The 12,898-nt window shown below is 55.8% G+C and carries 9 protein-coding genes; 6 read left to right on the top strand and 3 right to left on the bottom strand.

The window, feature by feature from the left end; all coding sequences use genetic code 11:
* Position 1: 1 nt before the first annotated feature.
* The 4 genes from LKE08_RS04290 (at position 2) to LKE08_RS04275 (ending at position 6,129) form a co-directional block, all read left to right on the top strand.
* On the top strand, positions 2-1,573 hold the full coding sequence (locus LKE08_RS04290) for an alternate F1F0 ATPase, F1 subunit alpha (protein WP_324702959.1): 1,572 nt from the start codon (positions 2-4) through the stop codon (positions 1,571-1,573).
* Entirely contained in the window at positions 1,551-2,456 is a 906-nt protein-coding gene (locus LKE08_RS04285; RefSeq protein WP_324702958.1) for a F0F1 ATP synthase subunit gamma, read from the top strand. The genes LKE08_RS04290 and LKE08_RS04285 overlap by 23 nt, the downstream gene beginning before the upstream one ends.
* A gap of 8 nt (positions 2,457-2,464) precedes the next feature.
* Positions 2,465-4,261 carry an alpha-glucosidase family protein gene (locus LKE08_RS04280; protein WP_324702957.1) on the top strand — a complete coding sequence of 599 codons (1,797 nt, stop codon included), beginning with the start codon at positions 2,465-2,467 and terminating at the stop codon, positions 4,259-4,261.
* A gap of 173 nt (positions 4,262-4,434) precedes the next feature.
* Positions 4,435-6,129, top strand: a complete 1,695-nt coding sequence (locus LKE08_RS04275; RefSeq protein WP_324702956.1) for an alpha-amylase family glycosyl hydrolase — start codon at positions 4,435-4,437, stop codon at positions 6,127-6,129.
* A 69-nt stretch (positions 6,130-6,198) separates the two neighbouring features.
* Here LKE08_RS04275 and LKE08_RS04270 read toward each other — a convergent pair whose 3' ends face one another.
* The 3 genes from LKE08_RS04270 to LKE08_RS04260 form a co-directional block, all read right to left on the bottom strand.
* Entirely contained in the window at positions 6,199-10,188 is a 3,990-nt protein-coding gene (locus LKE08_RS04270) for a S8 family serine peptidase (RefSeq protein WP_324702955.1), read from the bottom strand.
* Between the two features lie 140 nt (positions 10,189-10,328).
* A complete protein-coding gene (locus tag LKE08_RS04265; protein WP_324702954.1) occupies positions 10,329-10,805 on the bottom strand; it encodes a hypothetical protein in 477 nt (158 codons plus the stop codon).
* Positions 10,806-10,855: 50 nt separating this feature from the next.
* Positions 10,856-11,236, bottom strand: coding sequence for an SH3 domain-containing protein (locus LKE08_RS04260; protein WP_324702953.1), 381 nt, complete (start codon positions 11,234-11,236; stop codon positions 10,856-10,858).
* A 276-nt stretch (positions 11,237-11,512) separates the two neighbouring features.
* On the opposite strand from LKE08_RS04260, the gene LKE08_RS04255 reads away from it, so the two are divergent.
* On the top strand, positions 11,513-11,653 hold the full coding sequence (locus tag LKE08_RS04255; RefSeq protein ID WP_324702952.1) for a hypothetical protein: 141 nt from the start codon (positions 11,513-11,515) through the stop codon (positions 11,651-11,653).
* 81 nt (positions 11,654-11,734) lie between these two features.
* Positions 11,735-12,727 (top strand): ABC transporter ATP-binding protein, encoded by a 993-nt coding sequence (locus LKE08_RS04250; RefSeq protein ID WP_324702951.1) that lies wholly within the window; start codon positions 11,735-11,737, stop codon positions 12,725-12,727.
* The last annotated feature ends 171 nt before the right edge of the window (positions 12,728-12,898 follow it).

Genomic DNA, 12,898 nt, shown 5'->3' with positions numbered 1-12,898 from the left:
CATGAATGAAAATCGCGAATCCCTACACTCAGCCGTCCTGGACGAGACGTTTTCCGCCTTCGATCGCGTCCTGGACGGGTATCGCCCCCGCATCCAGACCCGAGAGGTGGGGACCGTCCGATCCGTCGATCGCGGCATCGCCACGGTTTCGGGCCTGCCCCATATCAAATCCCAGGAATTGATGCAATTTCCCGGCGATTTATTGGGCATCGCCTTCAACTTGGACGCCGACCGCATCGGCGCGATCCTGTTGGGGAACAGCGAACACCTCGAAGCCGGCGCGAGAGTGTACCGCACCGGGCGGGTGATGGACATCCCCGTAGGCGAAGCGCTGTTGGGGCGGGTCGTGGATGCCACGGGTCGCCCCCTCGACGACGGGGGAAACCTGGAAACCGAAGAACGCCGCCCCATCGAGCGGGACGCCCCGGCTATCATGGACCGCGCCCCGGTGAAGGTGCCCCTGCAGACGGGGTTGAAGGTCGTCGATGCGTTGGTGCCCCTCGGCCGCGGCCAGCGGGAACTGATCGTCGGCGACCGCCAGACCGGAAAAACCGCGATCGCCATTGACACCATCCTCAACCAGCGGGGAAAGGACGTGATCTGCGTCTACTGCGCGATCGCCCAGCGGTCTGCGGCCGTCGCCAAAGTGATCGCCCAACTGCGCGATCGGGGTGCGATGGACTACACCTTCGTCGTCGTGGCGGCGGGGGAAGATCCCCCCGGATTACAATACGTCACCCCCTACGCGGCGACCACGATGGCCGAATTTTTCATGGAACGGGGTCGGGACGTCTTGGTGATTTACGACGACCTCACCCGCCACGCCTGGGCCTACCGGGAACTCTCCCTGCTGCTGCGCCGCCCCCCCGGTCGGGAAGCCTATCCGGGGGATATCTTCTACATCCACTCCCGGATGTTGGAGCGATCGACCCACATGAGGGACGAACTCGGCGGGGGGTCCCTGACCGCCCTCCCCATCGTGGAAACCCAGGCCCAGAACATTTCCGCCTACATCCCCACCAACCTGATTTCCATCACGGACGGTCAGGTTTACCTGTCTCCGGACCTGTTCCAACAGGCGATCTTGCCCGCCGTGGACGTGGGAAAATCCGTGTCCCGGGTGGGGGGAAAAACCCAACTGTCCGCCTATCGAGATATCGCCGGGGACCTGCGCCTGTCCTATTCCCAATTTCAGGAAGTGGAGGTGTTCGCCCGGTTCGGGACCCAGTTGGACGAGGACACTCAACAGACCCTCACCCGGGGGCGGCGGGTGCGGGAAGTGTTGAAACAGCCCGAATCCCAACCGCGATCGGTTTCCGCCCAAATCGCGATTTTGCTGTCGGTGAGTCGGGGGTGGTTCGACGATCTGCCCCTCGATCGCGTCTCGGAGGCCGAAGATGCGGTCAGTCAGGCGGCGCGGGAGGAGTGCCCCGAAATTTGCGATCGCATCTCCGACGGGGAAAGCCTGGATACCGACGCCTGGGAACGGCTGGGGGAGGTTTGCAAGGGTGCGATCGACGAGTTGAGCGCACCAGAGGAGGAGGAGGACAATGGCGACAACGGAAGCCCTTAAAGCCCAAATCGGCAGCGTTCAAGATCTGCAGTCCGTCGTCAAGACAATGAAAGCCCTGGCGGCGGTGAGTATCCGCCAGTACGAGAAAGCCGTCGAATCCCTGACGGACTACAACCGCACCGTGGAGATGGGATTGCAGATCGCCCTCAAACGGCAGTATTTTGCCGGGGATATTTTTATTCCCGTCTCCACCCTCGCGACGCGCACCCCCTCACGGCGGACGGGGGCGATCGTCTTCGGGTCCGATCAAGGGTTGTGCGGTCAATTCAACGAACAAATTGTCGCCCACGTCGCCGAACAATTGGCGGCGATGAATATCGATCCCCAACAGGCCTTCGTTGCCGCCGTCGGCGCCCGGGTCGCCCCCTCCCTGGAAGCCAACGGAATATCCATCGAAGAACAATTTTCCGTCCCCAGTTCCGTCACCGGCATCACCGCAATGGTGCGGGACATCCTGTTGGCGATCGAAAACTGGCGGTCAAATCAACAGGTAGACACAATCATCCTGTTCTACAACCGTTCCACCTCCAGCGCCTCCTACGAACCCCACTACCTGCAATTGTTGCCCCTCGATCCCGAGTGGCTGCGACAGTTGGAAGACCGGCCCTGGCCGACTTCCGCCGAGCCCACCTTCACGATGAACTGGCAACCCCTATTTTCTGCCCTAATTCGAGACTATTTATTTGTTTCCCTGTATCGCGCTTTCGCCGAATCTCTGGCCAGCGAAAATGCCAGTCGCCTCTCCTCCATGCAGGCGGCGGAAAAGAACATTCGGGAACGGCTATCGGATCTCAATTCTCAGTACCGACGCGGACGCCAGAGTGCCATCACCGGCGAACTGCTCGACATCGTGGCGGGCTTTGAAGCATTGACAGAAGGATAAATTGTATTATGGTTGCGTTTCGCAAAAAAGAATCGAAGGACACCCCCGAACAATTGAAGCGGGCTACAGCCGCCAAACCCTGGTGGCGCAACCCCGTCATCAACCGGCGGGCCTGGACTTGGGAAGACTCCCACAAAATCAGCCACAGCGGCGCCTGGTGGCAGCACGCCATCATCTACCAAGTCTCCCCCTGGAGCTTCATGGACTCCGACCACAACGGTGTGGGGGACCTGCAGGGCATCCTCTCTAAAATGGACTACATCGCCTCCTTGGGCGTCGATGCCATCTGGCTGTGTCCCATTTTTGAGGCGGCGATGGACGATTTCGGCTATGACGTCACCGGAATGCTTGATGTCGATCCCCTGTTCGGGAGTCTGGACGATTTCGATACCCTGCTGGATGTCGCCCACAGTTTGGGACTCAAGCTACTCATTGACCAAGTTTGGAACCACACTTCCCACAAACATCCCTGGTTCGTAGAAAGTCGCAAAAGCCGGGACAATCCCCGGGCGGACTGGTACGTTTGGGCCGACAGTCCCGACGAGTGTTCGCCGCCCAACAACTGGGTGTCGGCGTTCATGGGAAAAAGCGCCTGGGAGTGGGACCCCCACCGGGAGCAATATTACTTTTACAATTTTTTGCCCAGCCAGCCGGAGTTGAACTGGCACAATCCGGACGTGGTGGACGCGATTTTGAAGCGGGCTAAATTTTGGCTCGATCGCGGGGTGGACGGGTTCCGCCTGGATGCGGTCAACTTCTACATCCACGATGCCGAACTGCGGGACAACCCGCCACGCCCCGAAGGTGCTCCCCAACCGGAGGGGGTCGATCCGGACAACCCGATGGTGGATTACGAGTTCAAGTACAATTTCTGCCGCCCGGAAAACCTGGATCTCCTCAAACCGATCCGGGAGTTGGTGGATCAGTATCCCGGCGTGGTGACGCTGGGGGAGGTGACGCTGTGCGAGGATTCGGTGGCACTCTCCAGCCAGTACGTTGACGGCCGCGATCGCCTGCACATGACCTACAACAGCGCCCTGCTGATCGACGAGTCGATGACGGCGGACCTGATGCGCCGCACCATGAAGCGCGTGCAGAAGCATTTCACCCACGGCGGACAGTGCTGGATGGTGGGCAACCACGATTACGGAAGGTTGCGATCGCGCTGGACGGGAACCGACATCAACGGCCAACCCTACACCGCCGAATTCTACCAGATGATGGCGGCGGTGCTGCTGTCCCTGCCGGGGGCGTTCTGCCTCTACCAGGGGGACGAACTGGGGTTGCCGGAGGCGCAAATTCCCAAGGATATCCCCGAAGACGAAATCAAAGATCCCTTCGGAAAAGCCCTCTATCCGATGGTGCCCGGGCGGGACGGCTCCCGCACCCCCATGCCCTGGGTCGGCGATGCCCCCAACTGCGGCTTCACCCCGGCGGAGAAACCCTGGCTGCCGATCCCCAAGCGCCATGTTTCCCTGGCGGTAGACGTGCAGAACCGAGATCCCGACTCCCACCTCAACACCTGGCGCCGCCTCCTGCACTGGCGCAAACAGCAACCGGCTCTAATTGCGGGCAGTTTCGAGTTGTTGGATACGGACGACCCCCTATTCGGATTTATCCGCGAATACGCCGAACAGCGCCTGCTGTGCCTGTTCAACATCAGCAACGAGAAGATCGTTTACGAACTCAAGCAATACGGCGCCTGCGACCCGGCGCAAAATCTGGGCTTCGACTTCCACAAAATCGGCGATCGTCTGGAGTTGCCGCCTTTCGGCGTGTTTTTTGCCAATTTGCCCCTGTCTTGAGGGAAGGGAGTCGGGAGTCGGGAGTCGGGAGTCGGTAATAGGTAATAGGTAATAGGTGCTCGGTATTTACACAGCCTACCTTTCCTTTCGCGTTTTCCGATTCTCGATTCCCGATTCTTGATTCCCGGTTCCCGATTCCTTTTTCTGATGCCCAAGGAGAACTGATAACACTTATGACACATTTACCGACTATCGATCAAACGGCGATCGTTCAAAACCCCACCGTGTCTCACGACTGGTGGCGTTACGCCGTCATTTACCAGGTGTATCCGCGCAGTTTTATGGACAGCGACGGGGACGGCGTGGGCGACCTGCAAGGCATCATCCAAAAGCTGGATTACATCGCCTCCCTCGGCGTGGATGCGGTTTGGGTGTCGCCCTTTTACAAGTCCCCCATGAAAGATTTCGGCTACGATATTTCGGATTATCGCGCCGTCGAGCCGATGTTCGGCACGTTGGAGGATTTCAAAGAACTTCTGCAACAGGCCCACGATCGCGATCTGAAAGTGCTCATTGACCAGGTTTGGAACCACACCTCCAACCTGCACCCCTGGTTTCTGGAAAGCCGCCAGGACCGCACCAACCCCAAGGCGGACTGGTACGTTTGGGCCGACCCGAAACCGGACGGCACCCCCCCCAACAACTGGCTGGCGACCTTCGGCGGCAGCGCCTGGACTTGGGAAGACCAGCGGCAACAGTATTATCTGCACAACTTCCTCGCCGAACAGCCGGATCTGAACTGGTACAATCCGGAAGTGGTCGAAGCCATTTTAGATGTCGGCCGGTTCTGGCTGGATTTGGGCGTGGACGGCTTCCGCCTGGACGTGATCAATTTTCTCACCCACGATCGCCAATTGCGGGACAACCCCACCCGCCCCGACCACATCGGGCGTCCGGCGGGGGCCGGCGCCAACGACCCGTTTTTTAACCAAATTAACCTCTACAATTTCTGTCAGCCGGAAACCTTGGAATTACTCGAACCGATCCGCGAAATGATGGACGGCTATCCGGGGACGACGACCCTGGCCGAAATCAGTTCCGCCGAAGATGCGATCGGCACCTCCGGCGAGTATGTGGCGGGGGACAAGCGGCTGCACATGGCCTACAATTCCTCGTTGATGAGCAACGAGCCCCTCAGTTACGATCGCCTGCGGGAAATTATCGAGACGGTGGAGGCGAAGTTGGGCAACGGGGTAATTTGCTGGACCGGTGGCACCCACGATTTTCCCCGCCTCAAGTCCCGGTGGCTGGAGTTTTTGATCGAAGACTCTTTCACCCAAGAAGCTTTCGACCATATGTTCGTCGCTTTGCTGCTGTCGCTGCAGGGGAGTTGCTGCATTTATCAGGGGGACGAGTTGGGTCTGACCCAGGCGGAAATCCCCTTTGAAAAAATGCAAGATCCGTTCGGGTTGGCGGGTTATCCGGCGATCAAAGGCCGGGACGGTTCCCGCACGCCGATGCCCTGGGTGAAAGAGGCGAAGAATGCCGGGTTCACGACGGCGGAGGAACCGTGGCTGCCGATACCGGAAGAGCACCTGCCGGCCGCGGTGGACCGCCAGGAAGAAAAGCGGACTTCCCTGTTAAATAAATACCGCCGCCTGATCAAATGGCGCCGGGAACAGCCGGCGTTGCGGTGGGGAAATCTGAAGTTACTCGACACCCCGGAACCGCTGGTGGCGATCGAGCGCCGCTGCGAGGAACAGCATCTGCTGTGCGTGTTCAATTTGAGTCCGATGGTGGTGCACTTCGACGTTTCCGCCTATCCGGAATGCGTTGACGCCAACGAGGCGGATTTCTTCAACCGCTGGTACGACAATACCGTTGAGTTGCCGGGATACGGGGTATTTTTCGGGGTAATTCCCGAGTGATGAAATGGGGGGCGAACTGCCCCCCGTCTGGCGATGGAGATGGGGCGATCCGGCTTGCATCCGAGCCGGTCAAAAATCCAATGGTTCTCCATTAAAATCGAGAAAATTTTCGATGAATCCGACACCGGCTTCATCTCCAACATCTGCGGCATAATGGTTTAAAATTTGGATCGTTTCATCCGGCGTATTTCCATCCTCAGATGAGAAATTTAGGATCAGGGTTGTCCCCTCCCGGTCAACATAAATCTCATCAAAATTGGCGATAACGAGAGTGTCCTCGCCCCCCTCATCAAAGATTTGGCTGCCTCCCGATATTCCCGCATCTAACTGATATTCATCATTTCCCAGGCCGGCTTGCAGAATATCCGCCCCCCCTTCGAGGGCATTCAAAAATTCATCGGCCGCACTGCCGATTAAAGTATCATTCCGATCCGAACCGTAAACACCCTCAATCCGAATTAAAGTATCCGTCCCGTCCAAACCGTCGGAAGCGATGCCAGTATTCAGGTCAACAAACACCCCATTGAGAGCATTTTCATAGTTCGCAAAATCTTCGTCACCATCTCCACCGTCGAGGGTATCATCCCCCGCCCCCCCAAACATCGTATCATTCCCATCTCCGCCGAAAAGGCTGTCATTTCCCACGGGTGTCCCCCGGAATACTGCGCCCTCCGACTCGCTGATAAATTCGGGGTTATCCCCCTGTAAATTGTCGTCGTTAGAGTTGCCGATCAGGGTATCGTTGCCGGCATTGCCGTACAGGGTATCGTCGCCGGAGAGTCCGTCGAAGGTATCATCATTATCCGTGCCGATCAGTTGATCGGGTCCGGTCGTGCCTTGTACGGGGAAGGCTTGCAAAATGTTTTGTCCGGTGAGATTTCCGACGGTTTCGATGAAACCGGTTCCGGGTTCGAGGTTGTTGAAGAAATCGATAATTTGTAAATCGGTTGACGGGTTGAAAATGCCATCGGCGTTGAGGTCTACCCACAACTCGGTATTTAATTCGCCCCCCCGCGTCACGCCAATTTGTCCGGGGTTGAAACCGATCGCCAACGCCGCTCCTTGAATGACCAAAGCATCGTTACCGCCATCATCTTCAATCAAGCTACCGCCGGCCGTCGCCGCTTCTAGAAGGTAGAAGTCATGACCCGCACCCGCAAACAGGCTGTCGGCGCCGCCGCCTCCCGCGAGGGTATCGCTGCCGCGCGCGCCCCGGAGTTCGTCGTTGCCGGTCCCCCCATCGAGGTTGTCGTTGCCGGTACCCCCTTCTAAAGTGTCGCGGCCTTCATCCCCAAAGAGGCGATCGTCCCCTTCATTTCCGAAGAGTCGGTCGTCGTCCCGGCCGCCGGATAAAATATCGTTGCCTTCTCCCCCAAAGAGCGCATCAAATCCCCCATCTCCGGAGAGGCGATCGACCCCTTCATTTCCGAGCAACTCGTCGTCACCTTGACCGCCAAATAGGGTATCATTTCCGCCGTCACCTTCGAGATAATCATTGCCACCATTGCCACTCAGGAAGTCATCCCCGGCGTCGGCAAACAGTTCGTCATTTCCACCCCCGCCGACGAGAATATTGTCGAGGACATTTCCGGCGATCAAATCCCCTTCGTCCCGACCTTCTAAGGGCAGATTCGTCCCCTCATCGGCAAAGATAAAGTTTTGTACGCCATTCAAAGGCTCGCCGGCCGAGGGAACAAAAACCAGGTTGCCGGTTTCTTGCGAGTCGGCGGGCAAGTTATCGAAAAATTCGACAATTTGATCCCCGGACAAGTTGCCAACCCGGTCAAAATTACTGCCTTCTGAGTCGAAGAAATTGAAGATGGTGATATCATTTCTGAAGTCGATCTGGCCGTTGGCGTTGAGGTCGATAAACAGGATATCATCCAGTTTTGCCAGACCTCTTATATCTTCTAACAAGTAGTTTTCATCGCCATCATCGCCATCATCGCCATCATCATCCTTAGCAAAATCGGGAAGCATTGCATTTTCTAGGATGATAGTATTCACCCCTTCGGCGTCATCAATCATTGTGCCTCCGGCGGTATGGGCATCCAATTCATAGCGATCGCTTCCCGCACCCCCTTCGAGAATGTCGCCCCCATTGGCGACCAAAGTATCGTCGCCTTCGTTGCCGTACAACTCATCTTCACCCCGACCGCCATCGAGTTTATTGTCGGCATCATTTCCGACGATCGTATCGTTGCCTTCTCCCGAAAAAGCATTTTCAATCTCGCTATTTTCTGCCAGATATAACGGTTGTTCCGGCAAAAAATTTTCGGTCAAATTGCGCCCGGGCAAGAGGCTAAATTCGCCGGGATTGAGGTTGAGATTGACGCGATCTGTAATCGCGGCAACGTTGATCGTGTCGATCCCTCCGTCGGTATCGGTTAAAGTTTTTCTGAAATCGTCAGGGTCGGTAAAACTGGCGAATTCATTGGTGTAGATGTAGGTATCGTCCGCCGTTATTTCATCGCCATAAACTCTCAAAGTTGCCCCCAGCAGTTGACCGATATTGTTCCCGCTGGTTTCATCTTCTCCCGTGTTTTCCGGGTCGTTTTCGTCGCTATTATCGGATACACTTAACGTCCAAACTCCCGCGCCGGTTTCTCCCCAGTGACGGGAACTGGTCAACGTGTAATCGAGGGAATCGCCTTTAAAACCCGTATCTCCATCGTCCGTCTGGGTCGAGTAGGGGACGCGATCGAGCAAAACGCTTTCCGTCCCATCGGGGGAAGTGAGGGTGACAACTAAATCCTGAAATTGTCCGTGTTCGATCTCGATGTCGAGTTCGATTTTATCGATATCAATTCCGTCAGAAATAGTGAAGGTTTGAATCAGGGGATTGTCGGGTTGATTGTCGGGAATTTCCAAACCCTCGGAGGGCAAAGATAAACTCGCTTCCTGGACCGTTTCGTTGGCTGCGGTATGCTGCATTTCCCAGGTTTCTGCCAACCGCACAGCCGCCGTCGCATCCACCAACCCAAAACCGTAATCGTGGCTGATGTGAAGTCCGCCGCCATTCCAGTCGATCGCACCGTTAAACGTCCAGGTATCGTTACTGTAGTTAAACTCCTCTTGGGCTCGGTTTGTCGGGTCGGTTTGTCGGGCGGAATAGGCCAATATTTCCTGTACATCTCGATAACCCAAATTCGGGTTCGCTTCCAACATCAACGCGACGACACCGGACACCATCGGCGTCGCCGAAGATGTCCCATTAAAGCGATTATTATAGTTGATGTTGACCAAGTTCGGAGCGGAGCCGGGATTTTTGCCGACATCACCCGTGCGATCGGTGGTGACGATGCTGCCGTCTTCTCCAAAGGCGGAAACTAATAAGGGGGCTCCCGGATTACTGTAATCGGCAACCACTCCGTTATTATCGATCGCGGCCACAGCAATAACATGACGGTTATTTTCATCATTGCCGGAGTTGACATTTCGGCCCCGTCGTTCTTCTTCTGGCAGGTTCTTATTAACCTCGTCGCGTTCGTTTCCTCCCGCCCAAACGAAGACCGTTCCGAGTCCGTCTCGTCCGTCGGTGACGGCATAGTTTATTGCCGAACCCGGGGTCGGCAATTCCTTGAAGTTCCCATTTTCTTGAAGCTCAAAGTGAGTAGACCCGCCCCAACTATTGCTGGAAACGTCAAAGTTGACTGCACTCTCTAGACTGGTAATACTGTCAGTCAATTTGAAGCTGGCGAGGGTTGCTTCATAAGCGACGCCGACCGTGCCGATACCATTACGAGCGGCGGCAATTGCCCCGGCTACGTTGGTTCCATGACTGTTATCTCCTCCCGGTTCGGGCAGCGGACCGCTACCGATATTCTCGGGTTGATCGATGCGTTTGTCGTAGTTTCGAGCCAGGTCTTCGTGGTCGGCATCGACACCATTATCGATCACCTGAACTTTGACGTCTCGACCCGTGTAGGTCGGCCAGAGGGGGACAACGTTGAGGTCAATTCCCGGCGTTCCGGGTTCAACTGGGTTGTTGGTAACGCCTTGGCCGGTATTCAATAGCCACCATTGTTCTTTGAACAGCGGATCGGTTGGTAATGACATGATACACCCCTGATTTTTGGTCAAATTTGTGTCGGGCAGAGTTGATGCGATCGCCCCCGGTTTTTGGGGGCGTAAGAAAAGCCGTATTGGGGGACGCTGATTTTATCTATTATCCGTCACATCTCGATTTTTTTGCCTCTTTAATAGACGAAAATTGCGCCGCTCTGCTGGATGTCGATGACTTGTCCCATATCGTCTCCGAGCAAGTCCGGTCCTGCAGCTTGGTTGACGATGACGGTGAGGGAGTCCTCCGAGTTGGGGACGAATTCAAATTGGAAATAGTGAGGAGATGTGTCCGGCAAGTTTTGGTCGGTGTGGCTGACCGAAATATTTACCTCCACATCTTCCAAACTCAAATTGAGTTTTTCGTTAGCCGGCAATGTTTGGGGAACTGTATCTGGAGAAATATCGGTCAGATCGCAATCCAACTGATACTCGGTTTGATTGACCACCTGCACTTGCATGGGAAATTTGGGATTCTGCATCCTGGCCACCGGCTTTTGCCAAGCATTGCCTTGAATCCCCAGAGACAGCAAAATCATCAGGGAGCCCGCCAGCTTTTTGGCGTTTAAAATGGGCACAAATTGAATCTTATTCGCCATTTTTTTTTCAGACATATCGCAGGTATTTAACGAGGTTAATAGGGGAAAATAGACGGGGCGATCGCTCAACATCCGTCGGCCAGATATTCTAGGGCAATCCAACCCCGGATGGGAGAGCCGATCAGAACCCACTCATCCACCGGTTCGCCGGCGGCAATTTCCACGATCGCGCCGTACCGCAAAACTTGGAGGACTTCTGATTCCAGATCGGGCATTTCATGGACGTTGACGCGATCGCCCACGACGCAAACTTTTCGCCCCGGCTGCAGTTGGGCGATCCGGGTATTTTCTGAATGGCTTTGAGTCGAAAAATGGGATATTTTCGATATTTTTGATGACTCCGCTGCGGCTTCTGAGAGTGAAAAATTGAGCGCTGCTGGCCCGGTCAACAAGACTAAAATTGCTGTGAATGGTATCCACAAGCGATGGGATTTCAATTGGTTCATCTTGGAGTTGAGATGTGAATCGGGTTCGAGGGGATTGGAAAATTTTCCACCCCCGTGGATTCGGGCCGTTCGTGAATCGGATGGCGGCCGGGAGTGCGATCGCATTTCGCGAGTCAATTTAAATGTGCGGGCTTTTGCCGGCTCCGGACATTTCAAACTTCGTCACGATTTACGATGTCCAATTGTCTCGAACTTAATGAGGACGGATGATCCTCCTTTTTACGGATCAGTTGAGCCGATTTTAAATATACACTGAAAACACTGTCGCGTCTATCGGTGAAATTACAGAGTTATCATTCCCATGGGCGGGCCGCGACAGGACTCGAAAAGTGGCTCGCCGCGGCCCTCGAAAAAAATGCGATCGCGCCCCAGGCCAATCCCGTCCCCGAAAACGGCGATTCGGTGGCCACCAGTTGACCGAACCCGACCGGCCCAAATCGTCTATAGTAAGGAAGTCGCGATCGCCCCGTCACTCTCGCCCCAGGTTCAACCCCAGCCATGTCCCCACTGCTTCAGGTTCGCAACCTAGAAACCCGCTTTGTCACCGCCGATGGGGTGGTGCGGGCCGTCAACGGCATCTCCTACGACATCCATCCGGGGGAGACGGTGGGAATCGTGGGGGAGTCGGGCTCGGGAAAAAGTGTCGGCGTGCTGTCGATTTTGCGGTTAATTCCATCGCCGCCGGGGGAGATTTCGGGGGGCGAAATTCGGTTTGAAAATCGGGATCTCCTCAAATGCGATCGCGCCACATTGCGCCACATTCGGGGCAACAAAATTTCCCTAATTTTCCAAGATCCGATGACTTCCTTAAATCCGGTTCTGACCGTCGGCAAGCAAATCACGGAGTCGATCAAACTCCATTTGGGACTGACCCAAACTGAGGCGGAAAAACGGGCGATCGCGCTATTGGAAAAAGTTGGAATTTCCGACGCAAAACGGCGACTGAGTAGCTACCCGCACCAATTTTCGGGCGGGATGCGGCAGCGGGTGATGATCGCGATGGGGTTGGCTTGCGACCCGCAATTATTGATAGCGGACGAACCGACCACCGCCCTCGATGTCACCGTCCAAGCCCAGGTTGTTGACTTGATCAAAGAGTTGCGAAAAGAGATCGGCATGGCGGTGATTTGGATTACCCATGACCTCGCACTTATGGCCGGACTGAGCGATCGCATTTTGGTGATGTACGCGGGTCAAATTGTCGAAGAAGCCCCCGTTTCTCAACTGTACAATACCCCCCGCCATCCCTACACCATCGGGCTGTTAGAAAGCCTGCCAAGACCCGATCGCGACCTGGGAGAAACGTTGCCCGCGATCGAAGGGATTCCCCCGGATTTGACCGACTATCCGAAGGGCTGTCCGTTCGCCCCCCGCTGCCGGTACGCGATCGACCGTTGTTTCGAGGAAGATCCGGATTTGGAAGTTGTCGGAACCGGCCACAAAGTTGCCTGTTGGGTGAAGCCGGAGATTGACAAAAATCAAATTTTGTGATAGTTAAACATCATGTTTGATCCCCCTAAATCCCCCTTAAAAAGGGGGACTTTGAGTTAATTCTCCCCCCTTCCTCCCCCCTTTCTCCCCCCTTTCTCCCCCCTTTCTCCCCCCTTACAAAGGGGGGCTGGGGGGGAGGGGGGGTGGGGGGGATGGGGGCGGGGGGGGGAG

Origin of the sequence: Lyngbya sp. CCY1209 (assembly GCF_035615495.1) — a bacterium.
GTDB lineage: Bacteria > Cyanobacteriota > Cyanobacteriia > Cyanobacteriales > Microcoleaceae > Limnospira.
This window is presented reverse-complemented; position numbering and strand designations above follow the sequence as displayed.

Excerpts from the sequence above, each read along its gene's own strand:
- LKE08_RS04290 (WP_324702959.1), top strand. The coding sequence starts at position 2 with ATGAATGAAAATCGCGAATCCCTACACTCAGCCGTCCTGGACGAGACG.
- LKE08_RS04285 (WP_324702958.1), top strand. The coding sequence starts at position 1,551 with ATGGCGACAACGGAAGCCCTTAAAGCCCAAATCGGCAGCGTTCAAGAT.
- LKE08_RS04280 (WP_324702957.1), top strand. The coding sequence starts at position 2,465 with ATGGTTGCGTTTCGCAAAAAAGAATCGAAGGACACCCCCGAACAATTG.
- LKE08_RS04275 (WP_324702956.1), top strand. The coding sequence starts at position 4,435 with ATGACACATTTACCGACTATCGATCAAACGGCGATCGTTCAAAACCCC.
- LKE08_RS04270 (WP_324702955.1), bottom strand. The coding sequence starts at position 10,188 with ATGTCATTACCAACCGATCCGCTGTTCAAAGAACAATGGTGGCTATTG.
- LKE08_RS04265 (WP_324702954.1), bottom strand. The coding sequence starts at position 10,805 with ATGTCTGAAAAAAAAATGGCGAATAAGATTCAATTTGTGCCCATTTTA.
- LKE08_RS04260 (WP_324702953.1), bottom strand. The coding sequence starts at position 11,236 with ATGAACCAATTGAAATCCCATCGCTTGTGGATACCATTCACAGCAATT.
- LKE08_RS04250 (WP_324702951.1), top strand. The coding sequence starts at position 11,735 with ATGTCCCCACTGCTTCAGGTTCGCAACCTAGAAACCCGCTTTGTCACC.